At 40.6% G+C, this 17,698-nt stretch carries 16 protein-coding genes; 7 read left to right on the top strand and 9 right to left on the bottom strand.

The annotated features are described in order from the left end of the window. The first annotated feature begins 270 nt into the window (after positions 1 to 270). Both B4U84_RS03360 and B4U84_RS03355 read left to right on the top strand, forming a co-directional pair. Complete coding sequence (locus B4U84_RS03360) at positions 271 to 1,464, top strand: GNAT family N-acetyltransferase (RefSeq protein ID WP_131115543.1); 1,194 nt, start codon at positions 271 to 273, stop codon at positions 1,462 to 1,464. 288 nt (positions 1,465 to 1,752) lie between these two features. Beyond that, positions 1,753 to 2,136 carry a DUF4346 domain-containing protein gene (locus tag B4U84_RS03355; RefSeq protein WP_131115541.1) on the top strand — a complete coding sequence of 128 codons (384 nt, stop codon included), beginning with the start codon at positions 1,753 to 1,755 and terminating at the stop codon, positions 2,134 to 2,136. A 272-nt stretch (positions 2,137 to 2,408) separates the two neighbouring features. Here the strand turns inward: B4U84_RS03355 and psb32 are convergent, their stop codons facing one another. Continuing rightward, on the bottom strand, positions 2,409 to 3,146 hold the full coding sequence (gene psb32 / locus B4U84_RS03350) for a photosystem II repair protein Psb32 (protein WP_017311922.1): 738 nt from the start codon (positions 3,144 to 3,146) through the stop codon (positions 2,409 to 2,411). 120 nt (positions 3,147 to 3,266) lie between these two features. Next, positions 3,267 to 3,737: a riboflavin biosynthesis intermediates N-glycosidase gene (ybiA, locus tag B4U84_RS03345; protein ID WP_017311921.1), complete on the bottom strand. Its 471-nt coding sequence runs from the start codon at positions 3,735 to 3,737 to the stop codon at positions 3,267 to 3,269. Between the two features lie 158 nt (positions 3,738 to 3,895). Here ybiA and B4U84_RS03340 point away from each other — a divergent pair, with 158 nt between their 5' ends. Further along, positions 3,896 to 4,573: a Uma2 family endonuclease gene (locus tag B4U84_RS03340; protein WP_131115539.1), complete on the top strand. Its 678-nt coding sequence runs from the start codon at positions 3,896 to 3,898 to the stop codon at positions 4,571 to 4,573. 76 nt (positions 4,574 to 4,649) lie between these two features. On the opposite strand, the gene purF is transcribed toward B4U84_RS03340, so the two are convergent. The 3 genes from purF to B4U84_RS03325 all read right to left on the bottom strand — a co-directional run bounded on the left by purF (position 4,650) and on the right by B4U84_RS03325 (position 10,532). Continuing rightward, the gene (gene purF / locus B4U84_RS03335) at positions 4,650 to 6,149 is read right to left on the bottom strand and encodes an amidophosphoribosyltransferase (protein ID WP_131115537.1); all 1,500 of its coding nucleotides are present in this window, start codon (positions 6,147 to 6,149) and stop codon (positions 4,650 to 4,652) included. Between the two features lie 282 nt (positions 6,150 to 6,431). Continuing rightward, complete coding sequence (purL, locus tag B4U84_RS03330) at positions 6,432 to 8,831, bottom strand: phosphoribosylformylglycinamidine synthase subunit PurL (RefSeq protein WP_131115535.1); 2,400 nt, start codon at positions 8,829 to 8,831, stop codon at positions 6,432 to 6,434. A gap of 1,215 nt (positions 8,832 to 10,046) precedes the next feature. Further along, positions 10,047 to 10,532: an allophycocyanin subunit alpha-B gene (locus B4U84_RS03325; RefSeq protein WP_017311917.1), complete on the bottom strand. Its 486-nt coding sequence runs from the start codon at positions 10,530 to 10,532 to the stop codon at positions 10,047 to 10,049. Between the two features lie 216 nt (positions 10,533 to 10,748). Between B4U84_RS03325 and rlmD the strand changes: the two genes are divergently transcribed. Then, positions 10,749 to 12,110, top strand: coding sequence for a 23S rRNA (uracil(1939)-C(5))-methyltransferase RlmD (gene rlmD, locus B4U84_RS03320; RefSeq protein ID WP_017311916.1), 1,362 nt, complete (start codon positions 10,749 to 10,751; stop codon positions 12,108 to 12,110). A 498-nt stretch (positions 12,111 to 12,608) separates the two neighbouring features. Further along, the gene (locus B4U84_RS03315; protein WP_017311915.1) at positions 12,609 to 13,064 is read left to right on the top strand and encodes an ATP-binding protein; all 456 of its coding nucleotides are present in this window, start codon (positions 12,609 to 12,611) and stop codon (positions 13,062 to 13,064) included. A gap of 50 nt (positions 13,065 to 13,114) precedes the next feature. Here the strand turns inward: B4U84_RS03315 and B4U84_RS03310 are convergent, their stop codons facing one another. After that, entirely contained in the window at positions 13,115 to 13,393 is a 279-nt protein-coding gene (locus B4U84_RS03310) for a DUF6439 family protein (RefSeq protein WP_017311914.1), read from the bottom strand. Positions 13,394 to 13,437: 44 nt separating this feature from the next. On the opposite strand from B4U84_RS03310, the gene B4U84_RS03305 reads away from it, so the two are divergent. Further along, complete coding sequence (locus tag B4U84_RS03305) at positions 13,438 to 13,806, top strand: sll0565 family protein (RefSeq protein WP_017311913.1); 369 nt, start codon at positions 13,438 to 13,440, stop codon at positions 13,804 to 13,806. 214 nt (positions 13,807 to 14,020) lie between these two features. Beyond that, a complete protein-coding gene (gene asnS, locus B4U84_RS03300) occupies positions 14,021 to 15,412 on the top strand; it encodes an asparagine--tRNA ligase (protein WP_017311912.1) in 1,392 nt (463 codons plus the stop codon). A gap of 230 nt (positions 15,413 to 15,642) precedes the next feature. Here the strand turns inward: asnS and B4U84_RS03295 are convergent, their stop codons facing one another. The 3 genes from B4U84_RS03295 to B4U84_RS03285 form a co-directional block, all read right to left on the bottom strand. Then, on the bottom strand, positions 15,643 to 15,906 hold the full coding sequence (locus B4U84_RS03295) for a glycosyltransferase (RefSeq protein WP_242677524.1): 264 nt from the start codon (positions 15,904 to 15,906) through the stop codon (positions 15,643 to 15,645). A 155-nt stretch (positions 15,907 to 16,061) separates the two neighbouring features. Continuing rightward, positions 16,062 to 16,739, bottom strand: a complete 678-nt coding sequence (locus tag B4U84_RS03290; RefSeq protein WP_016863382.1) for a response regulator transcription factor — start codon at positions 16,737 to 16,739, stop codon at positions 16,062 to 16,064. A 279-nt stretch (positions 16,740 to 17,018) separates the two neighbouring features. Continuing rightward, positions 17,019 to 17,543: a (2Fe-2S) ferredoxin domain-containing protein gene (locus B4U84_RS03285; RefSeq protein WP_242677523.1), complete on the bottom strand. Its 525-nt coding sequence runs from the start codon at positions 17,541 to 17,543 to the stop codon at positions 17,019 to 17,021. Positions 17,544 to 17,698: the final 155 nt, after the last annotated feature.

The raw sequence follows: 17,698 nt of genomic DNA, 5'->3' as shown, positions 1-17,698 counted from the left end.
TTATTTAAGTCATTAGACATTTACATCAGCCAACAGCGTTCGCTTTATTCTTAAGGCTTAATGTTGTAGCTGTAAGACTTAATGTTGTAACTGTAAGACTTAATGTTGTAGCTGTAAGACTTAATGTTGTAGCTGTAAGACTTAATGTTGTAGCTGTAAGACTTAATGTTGTAGCTGTAAGGCTTAATGTTGTAACTGTAAGACTTAATGTTGTAACCTTAAGCCTTAACTTTGTAAAATAATTATTAACTTTTGTATCGGAAGCCCGCGATGGTGGAACAATTAAAACCTCGCTACTCTATTGCTTGGATTAACAAAATTGCCGAAATTCCCCAATCAGCCTGGGATGCTTTAGCGCTACCACTGACAACCCCGTTTTTAGAGTGGAATTGGCTGAACAATTTGGAAACTTCAGGTAGTGCTACAGCTAAAACAGGTTGGCTACCCAATCACCTAACTTTGTGGCGAGACAGGACGCTGGTTGCTGTTGCACCACTTTACTTGAAAGGACATAGTTATGGTGAATTTGTGTTTGATCACCAATGGGCTGATTTGGCACAACGTATTGGTGTGGAATATTACCCCAAAATGTTGGGAATGACACCATTTACTCCTGCGGAAGGCTATCGATTTTTAATAGCGCCTGGGGAAGATGAAAATGAAATCACAGCAATTATGGTACATGAAATTGACGCTTTTTGCTCAAAACACCATATTTCTGGTTGTCATTTTCTGTATGTAGATCCCCAATGGCGTCCTGTTTTGGAACGCTGTGGTTTTACTAGTTGGCTGCACCACAGCTATATTTGGGAAAATCTTGGCTTTCAAACTTTTGATGATTATTTGGCAATATTTAATGCTAACCAGCGTCGTAATATCAAGCGCGAACGTAAAGCAGTAGAAAAAGCTGGTTTAAGATTACAACCCTTGAGTGGCGAAGAAATTCCCAAGTCATTATTTGGGTTAATGTATGAATTTTATGCAGATACTTGTGATAAATTTGGCTGGTGGGGTAGCAAATATTTAACAAAGCAATTTTTTGAGCAGTTACACGAAAATTATCGCGATCGCGTTTTATTTTTCGCTGCATATAACGAACAAAATCAGCAACAACCAATGGGGATGTCTTTTTGTTTATTTAAGGGCGATAGAATGTATGGGCGCTACTGGGGTAGTTTTCAAGAAATAGATTGTTTACATTTTGATGCTTGTTATTATGCCCCGATTGAATGGGCGATCGCTAACGGTATCCAAATCTTTGATCCCGGTGCGGGTGGACGGCATAAAAAACGTCGTGGTTTTCCTGCACAGCCTAACCAGAGTCTACATCGTTTTTACAATAATCGTTTGCGAAAAATTCTGTGTTCTTATATTGATGAAGTAAATGAACTCGAACAGCAAGAAATTGACGCAATTAATGCAGAAATACCATTTTCTCAAAAAATAATTGATATTTCAAAATAATACCAATTCAATTAATGATTGCAACACATCCTTGGTGAAAGACGCGATGAATCGCGTCTCTACAATATGGTCTGTCACATTCTTTTTTCAAATTGGTATAACTTTCACAATAATATAGGACTTACGCAATAGCTATCGTGAAACTATTCTTCCTTTGTGTTCTTCGTGTCCTTTGTGGTTAGTTTTTTCATTATTTTGCGTAAGTCCTGGAATATTTCGAGGTAGATAAGAATTAAACTTGAGAAAGGATGAAAAATTCCTGAATCAAGTTTACGTTTTACGGTAAGTATGGGTTTGAAGTTGGAAGATATAGTGCAAATAGATAATAAGCTTTCTCAGCGTCACATTGACCTTGATCCCGGTGGATATTTTATTATTTACTTAGAGCAAGAAACAGGGCTGATTTGTGCCAAGCATTTTACAAATGTAATTGATGAGCATGGTTTAGCAGTAGATCCAGAAACAGGAAAAGTGATTCCCGCACGCAAAAAAGTAGTACGAACTCACACAACAATATTTACAGGTAGGACAGCAAAAGAATTATCTGTGGAAATATTTGAAAAAACAAAACCCTGTCCCGTGACTCAGCTAGACCACGCAGCTTATTTAGGTCGAGAATTTGTTCGTGCTGAGATTGCTTTGGTGACAGGGCAAGAGTATGTTCAAGATTAGTGGTTAATAGCTAGTAGCAGCTTTTTCAAGGTGGGTAAAAATCTTCACAAAAATACCGATTTTTGGTCTTTTCACCTTCGTGTCTTAGTGTCTTGGTGAGACCACTTGCCGTCTTGGCGGTTCCCGTCACGATGGCAAAGTGGCGAACCCGAAGGGTGTTTCAAAAGTCGATTTTTTCACCACAAAGACACAAAGACACCAAGAAAAGTAATTACACCTTGAAAGGGTTGGTAGTTAGTAGATAGTAGCGAATCACGACTAACAACTAACTACTAACCATTCCCATCAGAAGAAGATGGTTGAACAGCCAGATAGATGTAGTAAGTTGCCATTGGGATGACAGTTGCAGCAATTAAAAGTCCCACAACCCAGGCGATCGCATTACCTTTTTCGGCTGCTTCTGTTTTCCCAAAAGTGCCTTCTACCTGTACTTTTTCGACTATTTGGGGTGGACCAGGATCGGGTTCACCAGAAAGTACAGTGACTAAGCGATCGCTAGCATCTAAAAACGCTTGATTGTATTTGTCACCTGATCGTAAAGGCGCCATCAAAGTTTCATCTGCAACACTTTTGGCAATTTCGTCTGTCAATAAAGACTGGACGCGATCGCCACTAATAATTGCAGCACTGTTGGTCACGGTATCAATCATTAATAAAGTTTGATTGGCTTGAGCTTCTGCTGTCGGAAACCATTTTTCAAACAATTCTTTTGTAAAGCTTTCCGCTGTTTCACCATAATCTAAGCGACGTACCGTGACAAATCTGACTTCGTTCCCGGTGTTCTTGGCTAAATCTTCTGAAGCACTACTAATCTTACCTTCATTGATACGACTGATGACTTCAGCTTGGTCTATAACCCAAGTATTGGGTGTGAAATTTGGCATTTCATATACACCTGTCGCAAAAGCAGGTGTAGCAAAAAATGCAGATACTAGAATCATCACCACTGGCAGAATTAGCCATTGGATATGTTTTTTCCAACTAAATAATTGGCAGAAAAACTGTTTCATTGGATGAATGTATAAAGACGGGCTTTCACCAAAAATACTACACAAATGCAGGACAAGTCTCACCTTTTGTCACAGACTCCTCCTATACCCTTAAACCCCTACACCCATTTTCTACCGAGACTACTCGGCAATCACTGAAAGTGGCGATAACTGACGAATTTCTTCTCGTACACTCATCAGGATTTTACCGAGATGATTTTCACCTGTTTGATCTGCACCGCAACCCCAAAAATAATCCTTGGGAGAATTTTCTACCAGTAATTGATTGCCAGTAGTGAGTAGAACTTCTCTAATATCAGCATGGGTGAGAAACTTTTTGAGTACAGCTTCTCGCATAATGTTAGTTTTCACTATCTCCCAGTCTAAACGCACCTTGCGGGTACAACAGCGTCCTAATGCAGCGGCTTCTTCTGGCGTCTCAACTCTATGGATGACGGGTATAATAACTGCGTCTGGTGTTCCCACAAATTTTTGAGCTTGATAATAATGCTCTACTGTCCGCCAATAAATACCATCAATTTTAATCTCGTGGGGAGAAAAGTTAGAAAAACAGCCATAAGGCTCGTAAGCTTTGTAAAAGTAAATAGTCATTTTAAACTTGCTCTTTTAATACTTCAACTTCTATGATGCCTGGAGTTGTTAGCAGGCAAAAGATAGCGTCTTCAAAAAACTTGGATTTTTGACTGTTATGGGCAAAGTAGTAACCTGGGAATCGCTATAATTTTTATGAGCTTTGGGAAAAAACAGCCATGTTAGAGTATAATTCGCCGAGTTATCTACCCTCTGCCGAAGAACTACCAGATTCTGACGAAACCCCTGTGGATAACGAACTGCAAGAATTAATACCAGGCTTGCTCAAAGCTATCTTATTATTACTCTGGGCAGAACGCATGGACTGGTTTTTTGGGGTAGATATGGGGATTTATTATCACCCTGATAAGCCTCCAATTGTGCCAGACGGGTTTTTAAGTTTAGGCGTAGAGCGATTTTATGACGAGGAATTACGTCCAAGTTACGTGCTTTGGGATGAAAATGTAGTCCCGATTTTAGTGCTAGAGGTAGTGTCTCAAAATTATCGCAAGGAATATACTACCAAGTTGGATGATTATGCAGCTTTGGGTGTGCTTTACTATGTAATTTATTCTTCTCGTCGTCGCCGCAAACCACGTTTGGAAGTACACAAGTTAATAAATGGGAAGTATGAATTGCAAGCAGAAAATCCTGTTTGGCTACCAGAAATTGGCTTAGGAATTGGTTGCGAACGTGGAACCTATAGCGGGGTAAGGCGAGAATGGTTGTATTGGTATGACGAATCAGGTAAACGATATCCTACGCCAGAAGAACAAATTAAACAAGCAAACAAGCGTGCTGAAAAGCTGGCGGAGAAATTACGCCAGTTAGGGATAGATCCAGATATTATTGATTAACGTGAGTTCGATAAATGTTATTCAAAAAAAAGCACCTCAAGCTTTGAGGTGCTTCAAACATTTTTTACTTGATTTATTAGATCACCACTTTCTCTAACATTAACTTAGAAGCTTTGAGTGATTCTGGTATACCGACGGGGTAATCTCCTGTGAAACAAGCAGAACAAAAACTTTGTGGATCTTCTCCCGTTGCTATTAGCATTCCCTCCCAACTGAGATAAGCTAGGCTATCTACTTCTAGTTGTTTGGTAATTTCTGCTACTGATTTTGTTGCTGCAATTAGTTGATCTTGACTATCGGTATCAATGCCATAGAAGCAAGGGTGAGTCACTGGTGGTGAAGAAATTCGCATATGCACTTCTGTCGCGCCAGCTTCACGCAAGGTTTTGACAAGTTTGCGGCTCGTAGTTCCCCGGACAATGGAGTCATCGACAATTATGACTCGCTTACCATTGAGTACATCTTTGAGGGGGTTAAGTTTCATACGAATCCCAGACTCACGCATTGTTTGAGTAGGCTGAATAAATGTGCGTCCGACGTAGCGATTTTTAATCAGTCCTTCAGCGTAGGAGATACCGGAGGCTTGAGAAAAGCCAATAGCAGCAGGAATCCCAGAGTCAGGAACACCAATGACAATATCTGCGTCAATAAGCGATTCTTTTGCTAATTGTCGCCCTAACCGCATCCGGTAAGTGTACAAGCTTTCATTGTGCATCACACTATCGGGACGAGCAAAATAAATCATTTCAAAGATACACAGCTTGCGTTGCTGCTGTGGACTCCAGTAGTAAGAAGCCAAACCCTCTTCTGTAATCCAGACTAATTCACCTGGTTCCACATCCCGTAAGTATTCGGCACCAATGATATCTAAACCGCAAGTTTCAGAAGCAAGCACATAACGCACTGGATTGCTTCTCAAAGTACCAATTACTAAAGGGCGAATACCATTTGAATCACGAACACCCATCATACCAGCAGGTGTACCAATTACGAGACTAAAAGCTCCACTCAGGCGATTAAATGCTTTAATGCTACCCTCTAGCCAATTTTGACCTGCGTCTATTTCTTGAGCGATCGCAAAGGCAATCATTTCGGAATCAGTTGTAGTCACCAAGTTACAGTTATTCTGTAGCAACTGTTCACGTAATTGAAATGTATTGACTAAATTTCCATTATGTGCTAAAGTTACTTTCCCTAAACGAGAATCAACCACAGCAGGCTGGGCATTCACTTTTCGGCTCGAACCTGTGGTGGAATAACGAGTATGACCAACGCCCATCTGACCAGGCAATTTGCTTAAAATTCCTTCGTTGAAGACCTGGGATACTAAACCCATATCTTTGTGCAGATGTACTTGTTCACCATCAAAAGTAGCAATGCCCGCCGATTCTTGTCCCCGGTGTTGAAGAGCATATAATCCAAAATAGGTGAGTTTGGCGACATCTTCTTCTGGTGCATAGATGCCGAAAACACCGCAAGCTTCTTCTGGCTTATCTGATCGAGTGTCCTGATGAATCATTTGATTATTAATTGGTAGAGGCTGGTCATCCGCAGTGATGGGATGGGTGGGAATCATGCTAGCTTTGCTCCTGATGAAGATGTCAAGTCAAACAATTTTGGATGCGTGAATTTTGGATTGATCCACCGCCCCATCTTCCCAAATTGGGGGTTAGGGGCAGGGATTTGTAGCATCAAGGAATGATTGATCACTAGGATTATTCAAATGGATGGATGCAAAAACATTAATAAATGGTTAACCACCCATTAAAACAGTAGCGTAATTATTATTTTCGCGGAAGCTATCAGGTGCGAAATGTAAAGTGTCCAAAGTATGAAATTCGCTTCATCTTTACATTATTTAACGTTCTTGGGTATTAGTATAAATAGCTAAACGTTTTGCGATCGCCTTTGAGTAGCGATCGTCCATTTCCTCAATCCTAGCGTTGATTAAAGCTTGACCATCAGAGGTTAAAACCCGCAAGCCGATTTCGGAATTCCCAACTTTACCTAGTTTGTACCAGTTTTGCTCCAAGTTTTGCTGTAAGTAAGATTCCCAACTGTCTTGTTGTTCTGGTCCTACAGAAACTACAATCCGTCCACCACCTTCACCAAATAATACTTCGTCTAGACGCTGCAAATCATTTGTAGGTAACTTTAAGCTAATTTCTGCACCCAGTTTACCTGTGATACAACTCTCAGCAAGAGCAATTACCAAACCACCCTCAGCGCAATCATGGGCTGAACGTACCCAACCTTGGCGAATTCCCTCGCGACAAGCTTTTTGTACCCGTCTTTCCCATTCAAAATCTACTCTTGGCGGTTTCCCAGCAACAGTACTATGAATACTAGCTAAGTATTCTGAGCCACCTAAAGTTAAATCAGAAGAAAATCCACCTAACAAATAAATGACATCGCCTGCTGTCTGCCAAGCTTGACCACAAATTTTACTGAGATCAGGAATCAACCCCACCATACCCACAACCGGAGTAGGATAAATAGGCTGGGGATTACCTTGAGAATCAAGAGTTTCATTGTACAACGAAACATTACCCCCAGTTACCGGGGTTGCCAATTCCCGACAACCTTCAGCCAAACCACGACAAGCTTCTGCTAATTGCCAATAACCAATCGGTTTTTCCGGACTACCAAAATTGAGGTTATCTGTCACCGCTAGAGGTTCCGCACCAACACAACTAAGATTGCGTGCTGCTTCTGCGACTACCGCTTTTGCACCTTCGTAAGGATCAAGATAAACGTAGCGGGGATTACAATCGACAGTCGCCGCAACACCCGATTTTGGATTTTGGGTTACTCTGCGGGTAGCAGCTGACGCGTCTATGGATTTGAGATTGGGAATTTCTTCTAGTGGACGTAACCTAATCACCGCAGCATCTGCACCACCAGGTAACATCACGGTATTGTTCTGTACTTGGTGATCATACTGGCGATAAACCCAGCTTTTAGAAGCAATTGTGGGAGTATCGAGCAAAATCAATAAAATATCATTCCAACTATGCAGTTTTCCTTTAATTTCTATGCCAGCAGTTGTACATGGAGGTAAAGAATCTGGTGTCCATTCCCAGGCTTGACGCACATATTCCGGTAGTTCTGTTAGTAATTCTCTTTCATACAAAGGTGTATTTTCTGCTAAAGCTGTTGCAGGAATTTCGGCTGCAAGTTTACCTTGAAATAGAATCCGCACAACTGGTTCGGCAATGACTGTACCAGCAACAACCGCATGAAGTCCCCAACGATGGAAAATATCAATTAACTCTTGTTCCCGTCCTTTTTGGGCTACAAATAGCATTCTTTCTTGAGATTCGGAAAGTAGATATTCATAGGGAACCATCTCGAGTTCCCGTACAGGTACTTTATCTAAATCAAATTCAATTCCTACACCACCTTTGGCTGCCATTTCTGAGGTGGAACAGGTGATACCAGCAGCACCCATATCTTGGGCAGCAACAACAATACCTGTTTTAAAAGCTTCCAGACAAGCTTCAATTAAAGACTTTTCCAAAAAGGGATCACCGACTTGCACCGCCGGGCGATTATCCATTGATCCATCACTGAGTTCAGCACTAGCAAAACTTGCACCCCCCATACCGTCGCGTCCGGTGGTGGAACCGACATATAATACAGGATTACCAATCCCAGATGCTCCAGATTTTACAATTTCGGAGGTTTCCATCAATCCCAGAGCCATCACATTTACCAAGGGATTGCCAGAGTAAGCAGGGTCAAAGTAAACTTCACCGCCAACGGTGGGTACTCCCACACTATTACCATAATGGGCTATTCCTGCAATGACGCCACTAAACAGCCTTTGTGTTTTGGGATCTTCTAAAGAGCCAAAACGAAGAGAATTTAAAATGGCTATGGGGCGCGCGCCCATTGTAAATATATCACGTAGAATACCTCCAACGCCAGTAGCAGCTCCTTGGAAAGGTTCAACTGCACTGGGATGGTTGTGAGATTCTATTTTAAAAGCCAGTCGTAGTCCATCACCTAAATCTACAACTCCAGCATTTTCACCAGGACCAACTAGAATGCGATCGCCCGTGGTTGGAAATTGTTTCAGTAAAGGGCGAGAATTTTTATAACAGCAATGTTCCGACCACATGACCCCAAACATACCTAGTTCAGATTTGTTGGGATGACGCCCTAGTCGTCGGACTATTTCTTGGTATTCTTCAAGTTTAAGACCTTCAGATGCAATTTCTTCAGGAGAAAAAGGAGGTTCGCAAGCGGTGGTCATGGAAGTATGCACCAAGGGGACAGATGATTATTGTATCGATTTTCTGCCCCATTCCTGTAATCAATTGAAAATAGGGAAGTTTAGTTTTAGTTGCTGGTGTGGAAAGGTGGACATTTACTTTTATTGGTCAATAGCAAAAATACGTATTTTTTTAGCTGAATTTATGTAGATAAGTAATACTTCAGTATTTTCACGAATACCAAAAATAAAGACGATTTCATAATATATATATTTAATACATTCACAAACCAGTCAACTTGAACTCTGAGTTTGTTGTGTAAACATCCCATTATTTAAGCCTTCGTCAAAACTCAGCTGTGAATTCAAATAGGTGTTTCACTTGCTATTTGTGATTTTACAAGTATCGACATCATCACAATATGACAGCGATCGCTTGTATCAAATACACTTTGTGCAAAATAACCCTGTCAACTAAAACACAGGTTTGTAAATGTGGTTGTGTTCTAAAACGTGACTATGTTGCTGCAATCAACATACTTCGTAAGGGCAAAGAAATAATTGCTACTTCAAGGTATGGGGAAAGCAAGACTTCTACACAGAAATCAACAAACGCTAGGGGAGTTGGAAGCTTTACTCATGTTGGTGCAAACCTGCTTGAGTGACTTCCGACATTGAAACTAGAATCCCACGCCTTTATGTGAAAACGAGCGACAGTGATGTTTTCATCGCCGTGGGAATATCAATCAGATCAATTGGTGATGACAATCACAAGCGTTCATGATTAAGATCCTATTCCTGCCATTGCCAAACAGAGAGAATAAATGACAACTGAACTCTAGCCGAGTCATTAATAGGGAACACACTAATTGCCGACAGTCTTCTTAAAGCCTGTTGGCTTTTTATTTGTTATCCTGTGGGGGTCTAATACCATTTCACAAAAAACCTGATACAAATACAGACCCTGTACCAGACGCGATATACTGCGTCTGGTACAAAATTTATGTGTATCGTGATTAACGTGAAATGGTATAAAACCCTATCCTGAAATTTCTGTTAAGCGTTAAGCATTCCCTTTTATTTATAAAATATCCCCACAACTTGTTAGTAACTTGACAAAGATTCTGCCAGAGCCACTAGCAAGTGTGGGGAGTATGATGATATTAAGAAATGATGATCAATACGTAGGTGCTATCTTCCACTTAGACCAACTAAGATGGAATTACACCTTGAGACAGCGTGATTACTCACTTTGAATTAGGACATCGCTTGGATGATGTAATCAAAGTAAGGTGCTGCTTCCAAAGAATCGTCTGCATTCAGTAAATCAAGGGAGGCTTTTTTCAGACAGTTGATAGCTTCTACCATTCCAGGTACAGGAACACCCAAGGAATTGTACATTTCTCGCACACCAATCAAACCAATCGTTTCAATTGGTTCTTTGTCGCCAGCAAGTATGCCATAAGTAATTAGGCGTAAATACCAGCCAAAGTCACGGATGCATAAAGCACGCTGGCGTTCTCCGTAAGCATTCCCCCCTGGCGAGATAAAATCAGGACGCTTTTGCCAAAGCTGTTTGGTAGCTTCCTGAACTATCTTTTTTTCATTTTCAGCTAGGGTACTAACAATACGTACCCGCTGTTCGCCAGTTTGCAAAAAATCTTTGATGCTTTTGAGTTCGCCACTGCTAGGATAACGCAGTTCGTCGTCAGCTTTGAGAATAACTTGGCTTACTACAGTCATGATATTGAATCACGAGATTTATTATTTGCTAGTTTAACGAGTCTTGTATCCACAAGTGAAGGGGGATTGGGGATTAGAAGAAAGACAAGGAGGACAAGGGAGACAAGGAGGACAAGGAAGATAAGGGGAACAAGCGGGATGCTTAATCACTAACTACCACCCCAGATACCATAAGTAGAGTCAATCCAAAATCTAAAATCCAAAATCTAAAATCGAATGACCAATACTTTTTGGAAACAAAATGAATTAATAGAAGTTAACATTACAGACACAACTGATACAGGCGATGGTGTGGGGCGATCGCACCAACGGGTGGTGTTTGTACCAGATACTGTACCAGGCGATCGCGTTCTTGTCCGTCTAGTACACGTCAAATCTACTCATGCTTATGGCAAACTGCAACAAATTTTACAACCCTCTACTTACCGGATTCGACCAAGCTGCATTGTGGCTGATAAATGCGGTGGTTGTCAGTGGCAACATATAGATTATGAATATCAGCTAGAAGCAAAACGCAATCAAGTTATTCAAGCCTTAGAACGTATTGGTGGTTTTGTGGAACCACCTGTAGATAGAGTTTTAAGAGCTGCTTCTGCTTTAGGTTATCGCAATAAAGCCACCTATCCTATGGGTGTATCTGCAACTGGAAATGTCCAAACTGGCTATTACCAAAAAGGTAGCCATCAATTGATTAATTTAAATCAATGTCCAGTACAAGATCCACGATTAAATTCTTTATTGACAGAAATTAAACAAGATATTCAAAAGCGAAATTGGCCAATTTATAACGAACAACACCATAAAGGAATAATTCGTCATCTTGGTTTACGCATTGGTCGTCGGACGGGAGAAATATTATTGACTTTAGTAGTCAAAGATTGGAATTTATTAGGTATTAAAGATCAAGCACAAGAATGGTTAAATCGCTATCCTACTCTAGTAGGAGTTTGTTTAAACTATAACCCAAAACGCACGAATACTATTTTTGGAGTAGAAACTCGTTGTATTGCTGGTCTTGCTTACCTGCGAGAAGAATTTGCTGGTTTAGAATTTCGTATACGTCCAGACACATTTTTCCAGGTTTGTACGGAAACAGCAGAAAGTTTATTACAAGTTATTCAATCAGAACTGCACTTGCAAGGAACTGAGGTGCTACTTGATGCCTATTGTGGAATCGGTACGTTAACTTTGCCCTTAGCAAAACAAGTTCGTCAAGCAATTGGGTTGGAAATACAGCCAGAGGCGGTAGAACAGGCTATTGATAATGCTAAATATAATCAAATTAATAATGTCACTTTTATGACAGGTGCAGTGGAAAAATTACTGCCGCAACTAGAAATTAAACCGGATATTGTTTTACTAGATCCACCGCGTAAAGGATGCGATCGCCAGGTTGTAGAAACTTTACTAGAATTTCAACCAGAACGTATCGTTTATGTCAGTTGTAAAGTTGCAACCCTCGCACGTGATTTGAAAATATTTTGCGAAAATAGTGTATATAATCTTATACGTGTACAACCAGCAGATTTTTTCCCTCAAACCGCCCATGTAGAAGCCGCAGCCTTTCTTGTGCGATAGCTGGCGTTACACAGGTGCTATGAATCCATTCACAGATATCTATCTATGCATGGCACCATTTCAGTTGCCTTAAACATATACAAATCTTTTAAAAAAACTCAAATTGGAATTTTGTAGTCTAGCGGATAGTAAAAATGCTAGACTAGAATTAAGCTAAAAATATAATTCTAATTGTGCAAAAATATAGAAGCCGCATGGGCTATTCTCAATTATGAATTGGGTCGTCTAAACTAAAGTCCGGCAAATGAAAGAGTATAAATATGCTCTTTTATGTATGCACAGCACTTTTTGAATTGCTAACTGCTTGGGCAGGTTTACTTAAGCCGTTTTATGTGAGACAGCCCAAAATCATTAGGAGAGCCAATGCTCCCTAGCATTTTCAAAATTTAGTTCCAAAGACGTTAGGTTTGAAGGCAACACGACCACCTCACAAATTATCAGGGTGCCTGTGACAGCAAACTGATGTCTAGCTAACTCTGAAGCTGCGGGGTTTCTCTTGTGATCACCATTTCACTTCGTCCAGTAGGACGTAGTTGGGGTACTATTAGTTTTGCCTCAACTCTATACCTCTGTCCAATATTAGATTTACTTCTGGCAGAAATTCCCACGCCAATGCAAGCCGAATTGCGACTAGGACTTCAAGAAGCTCTAGTGAATGCGGCTAAACATGGAAATAATCTAGATCCTAGTAAAAAGGTAGTAGTACGTTTTTCCTTAATAGATAATAAATATTGGTGGATTATCTCAGACCAGGGGAGAGGTTTCACTCCTTCTTGTAACTGTGATATAGACCCAACAGAGTATCTACCACCAGATGAGTCAGAAAACGGTCGTGGTTTATCTATTTTGCATCTTATTTTTGACGAAGTAGAATGGAACACCAAAGGTACTGAGTTAAGACTTTGTAAGCAATTAGAGCAAGCTCGACCGCGTATACCGTTATTGCGAAATTAGTAACTGATAATAGGGAAACCCATTACCAATTACCGATTACCGATTACCTATTACCCTTTCCCGTGTGTAGGACACGGTGGTGCAGAAATAGAGCGATCTAACCAACCTGTCGCTTGTTCTAACCTTGTTAAAGCTTCTTGTGGTTCTTCCTTAAGGAGGAAGACAAGAGCTGCTGCTAGTTGCTCACTAGCACGAGCGTTACGGTTAGACTTGAGGCGATGCCAATCATTAGGAGAAATACTCAATCTCTCCATGAGAGCTTGAGCTAATTCTACAGTAGTAAATTCATTCAGTTGACTGTTTTTAAGTGGCTGTGTAGATTGAGACATACACTCCAAGGTATTGTCGCATTTACCTTTACTCTACTACTTTAATGAAGCAGCCTCAAAAACCGTCAGAACCACCACAAGAGGATAATCAAGAACTTGATTTTGAACAAGAACTGTTAGAAGTCGAGCGATCGCTTGTGGCCTTAAAAGAACGTCACCAACAGGTAGTACGCGATCGCCGTCAACAAAAACAATTACAATATAAACTTTATAAACTTAGTCAAGATCAAAAACCGACACCAGAAATAGAAGCTGAATTACGCCAAATTCAACAGCAGTTAGAAGTTTTAGAAGTGTGCTTAGAGAGTCAGCTATTTTCCTGGCGCGTTTTTAGAGAGCCTTTTTGGCAAGCGATACGCTTTGGTGGATTAGGCGTTATCATAGGTTGGATATTAAAGTCTTGTGCTGGGTAGGGATTGGAGATTGGGGATTGGGGATCGGGGATCGCTTAAGGTGGGGTCCCCTCTGGGGAATTCACCGGCCCCCACTCCCCCAAGGGAGTGGGGATTAGGGGCGAAGGGGTAACGGGGATCGGGGATTTATTTAAGAACTAATTTTTTTAAATTAAAATTTAGAGTCTACAATTCTAAAAATGTCAAACTTTAGATTTTATGCTCGGATACAAACATGCCAAATCAAAGAATTGTAGAAATATTACGAAATGGTCAGCCTGATGATTCCCCAGAAGTTAAAGGCTGGGTACGTACTAAACGTGAATTAAAAGGTTTTGCTTTTATAGAAGTAAATGATGGTTCATCTCTGGCTAACTTGCAAGTAGTAATTAATCAAGATTTGCCAGATTATGAAAATATCTTAAAAAAATTAAATACAGGTGCTTCTGTAGAAGTGACTGGAGTGTTAGTTGCTTCTCCTGCTAAAGGACAGCGTGTGGAATTAAAAGCAGATAGCGTCAAAGTTTACGGAGAAGCTGATCCCGAAACCTATCCTCTGCAAAAGAAACGCCATTCCTTTGAGTTTTTACGAACAATTGGACATTTGCGATCGCGTACTAATTCCTTTGGTGCGGTTTTCCGTGTTCGTAATGCTTGTGCTACAGCTATTCACCAATTCTTTCAAGAACGCGGTTTTATGTGGGTACATACTCCTATTATTACCGCTAGCGATTGTGAAGGTGCCGGAGAACTTTTTAGCGTCACGAGTTTAGATTTAAAAAATATTCCCCGCACAGAAAATCAAACTGTAGACTATACTAAAGACTTCTTTTCTAGACCAACATATTTAACAGTTAGCGGTCAACTAGAAGCCGAAATTATGGCGATGGCGTTCAGTAACGTCTACACTTTTGGTCCCACCTTCCGTGCTGAAAATTCCAACACTTCTCGTCACTTAGCAGAATTTTGGATGGTTGAGCCAGAAATGGCTTTTTGTGATATCCATGGGGATATGGATTTAGCTGAAGAATTTCTCAAATATATTTTTAAATATGTGCTAGAAAAATGCCCAGAAGACATGGAGTTTTTTAACCAGCGCATTGATAATACTGTGTTAGCGATCGCAGATAATATTATCAACAATCAATTTGAACGTATCACCTATACAGAAGCCATCAAACTTTTAGAAAAAGCCGATGTGCAGTTTGATTATCCTGTGAGTTGGGGTTTAGATTTACAATCAGAACACGAACGTTATCTTTGTGAACAATTATTCAAAAAACCAGTAATTGTAAATGATTATCCAGCCCAAATCAAAGCCTTTTATATGCGCTTAAACGACGATGAAAAAACCGTCGCTGCAATGGATATTCTCGCACCAAAAATAGGTGAAATAGTTGGTGGCTCACAACGGGAAGAACGTTTAGAAGTGTTAGAAAAACGGGTACTCGCACAAGGAATGAAACCAGAAGATTTATGGTGGTATCTAGATTTACGTCGTTATGGTACTGTTCCCCACGCTGGTTTTGGATTAGGTTTTGAAAGACTTGTGCAATTTATGACCGGGATGGGGAATATTCGTGATGTGATTCCTTTTCCACGTACACCAGAGAGTGCCGAGTTTTAGTTATTAGTTTGGAGCTAAATATTGGGATTTTTGTAGTAAATCTTAAGTAGGGTGTGTTACGGCTTTGCTATCACGCACCATGTGATCGGCGGTGCGTTAAGCGCTTTTACCTGTTTTTCGTGAAAAATTGACATCCAAAAATGCGCCTAACACACCCTACAATTACTAATACCATTTCACGTTAATCGCGATACATATAAATTTTGTACCAGACGCGATATATCGCGTCTCTACGGGTCTGTATTTGTATCAGATTTTTTGTGAAATGGTATAAGCTGTTTCTCAATTGCATTACAAGCTACGCCGACACCGTCTTCTGCTTGTACAATGCGTCCGATTTTGGTCGCATTTGCTGCATAATTAGGATTCCCTAACAATTCACTTAACTCCTTTGCAACTCGTGCTGCTGAATATTGCTTACGGGGAATCGTCAGAGAAGTTCCTAATCGTTTGGCCCGTGCTGCATTGTCGGGTTGGTCGTGGCTGTAGGGCATAATGATGAAGATCTCCCAAAGTTCCCAACGTTGTAATCAGGATTCGGCTCACAACTAATGCTGCTCAAAAGCAAAGAAATATTTAAGTTTGAGTTATGAGTTTGAAATCGTCACAAATCAACTCATAACTCAACACTCACAAATTAGAGCTTGATTTATGCCATTTGATTTTCAATCGCCCACCGTGCTAATTCAGTACGATTGTGGAGATTGGTTTTGCCCAACATATTGGACACATGGCTTTCAACTGTACGCTGACTAACATTTAGTTCCTCAGCTATTTCGCGGTTAGCTAAACCCCTAGCGACAAACTGAACTACTTTCAGTTCGGTTGGGGTTAACTGCACATCAAAGGGAACTTGAATACGTGAACCGTTGTCTCCTCCTTTAGCTTGATGTTCTTTCCAACGAATGGTTTGCTTGAGAGACGATTCTACCTGCGCCACCAACTCTTCTGGCTCAAAGGGCTTGACCATGTATACATCAGCACCTTTATTTAGTCCTTTAACCCGGTCTGCGCTTTGTCCCTTTGCTGATAGAAATAGAACAGGAATCCAACTAGTACGTTCGTTTTGTCGGACTTGTTCAACAAAGGTATATCCGTCCATTTCGGGCATCATCACGTCGCAGATGATCATATCTGGAACATCCTGCTCTAAAATTTCCAAAGCTTCTCGACCATTTTCTGCGGTGATAACTTCATATCCCCGGAATTCCAAGTAATCCTTCACCAGCAAGATGAGGTTAGGGTCATCATCAATGAGTAGAAGTCGTTTGTAATCTTTCATGCTGGGTTCTTTCATAGCAGTGGCACTTGTCGCGCGTAGATCCATAGGGGCCTTGTATAGCGATCCTTTTTGGTGGATGATTGTGATGTTGTGCTTTTTCCCACTTAACTTGCCTTTGCTGAGTAAATATCTCAAAATAGAAACTTACTTTCCTTGAAACATACTTAATCAATGGCAAAAGTCCAGTAAGGATACGTAGAGCAGTAGTATTTATAATGCGTTATTATAGATCGGTTTTAAAGGAGCGGACAAAAAACTTCAATAGAATAATAATCCTCATAGATTATCAAACTTCACTAGTTCCAAGATGCTCCTAGTAAACACTTAACTCGCACTTTTGTAACTGACCGCTTCACTATATCCCTTAGATGTTAAGCTTCGATTCAGCTTCTCCTCAGCAACCACAGATGTTTCTGACAGAGGATGCACTAAAAAAGCATATTCTTGCACAACCTTATTTCCAATTAAATGTTCCTGGAAAATCCGCTTGATGACTTCCGGGGTTGCTTGGCGATACCAGACACCATCCGGGTAAACCACCATTATCGGCCCAGAGCAACAAACTCGCAACTCCCTTAGCCTTGCTTCGGAATACGCAACCAGGAACATCTTGTAGAGCAACATCCAACCCCACAGCTGCTTCAGCCACTTTTTTAAGTATTCCCATGTTTCTAGGCTAGCTTGCTTGCAATAACATTTAAGCAGTGTTTGATTGGCACAGATAAAAACATGTCGCTGAATTTTTGTTAGTCCTAAAGTTTCTACAGATTTATTTAGGACTTTATTTTCAGGTGATAGAGTTACTTTCTGTATTTTATGGCTGAACTGGATCACTATCTTATTGCCCATCTCACGCTTTCTGATTTCTGTTCTATAACAAATTCCAAGCTTTGCAAACAAAGTTGACTATATATAACTATTCGTTACTTAAATTGGGGATCGGGTACAAGGGAAGGGGGACAAGGAAGACAATATCCGATTCCCGATTCCCGATCCCCAATCCC

It is taken from the genome of Westiellopsis prolifica IICB1, assembly GCF_004323185.1.
Classification (GTDB): Bacteria; Cyanobacteriota; Cyanobacteriia; order Cyanobacteriales; family Nostocaceae; genus Pelatocladus; species Pelatocladus prolificus_A.
Note: the sequence above shows the minus strand (reverse complement) of the source record. Positions and strands in the feature narration are given on the sequence as shown.

Coding starts and splice junctions, on each gene's coding strand:
- purF (WP_131115537.1), bottom strand. CDS start 6,149: ATGATTCCCACCCATCCCATCACTGCGGATGACCAGCCTCTACCAATT.
- B4U84_RS03355 (WP_131115541.1), top strand. CDS start 1,753: ATGGGTTTGAAGTTGGAAGATATAGTGCAAATAGATAATAAGCTTTCT.
- ybiA (WP_017311921.1), bottom strand. CDS start 3,737: ATGACTATTTACTTTTACAAAGCTTACGAGCCTTATGGCTGTTTTTCT.
- B4U84_RS03295 (WP_242677524.1), bottom strand. CDS start 15,906: ATGCCCTACAGCCACGACCAACCCGACAATGCAGCACGGGCCAAACGA.
- psb32 (WP_017311922.1), bottom strand. CDS start 3,146: ATGAAACAGTTTTTCTGCCAATTATTTAGTTGGAAAAAACATATCCAA.
- rlmD (WP_017311916.1), top strand. CDS start 10,749: ATGACCAATACTTTTTGGAAACAAAATGAATTAATAGAAGTTAACATT.
- B4U84_RS03325 (WP_017311917.1), bottom strand. CDS start 10,532: ATGACTGTAGTAAGCCAAGTTATTCTCAAAGCTGACGACGAACTGCGT.
- B4U84_RS03340 (WP_131115539.1), top strand. CDS start 3,896: ATGTTAGAGTATAATTCGCCGAGTTATCTACCCTCTGCCGAAGAACTA.
- B4U84_RS03290 (WP_016863382.1), bottom strand. CDS start 16,739: ATGGATCTACGCGCGACAAGTGCCACTGCTATGAAAGAACCCAGCATG.
- B4U84_RS03285 (WP_242677523.1), bottom strand. CDS start 17,543: ATGGGCAATAAGATAGTGATCCAGTTCAGCCATAAAATACAGAAAGTA.
- asnS (WP_017311912.1), top strand. CDS start 14,021: ATGCCAAATCAAAGAATTGTAGAAATATTACGAAATGGTCAGCCTGAT.
- B4U84_RS03305 (WP_017311913.1), top strand. CDS start 13,438: ATGAAGCAGCCTCAAAAACCGTCAGAACCACCACAAGAGGATAATCAA.
- purL (WP_131115535.1), bottom strand. CDS start 8,831: ATGACCACCGCTTGCGAACCTCCTTTTTCTCCTGAAGAAATTGCATCT.
- B4U84_RS03310 (WP_017311914.1), bottom strand. CDS start 13,393: ATGTCTCAATCTACACAGCCACTTAAAAACAGTCAACTGAATGAATTT.
- B4U84_RS03360 (WP_131115543.1), top strand. CDS start 271: ATGGTGGAACAATTAAAACCTCGCTACTCTATTGCTTGGATTAACAAA.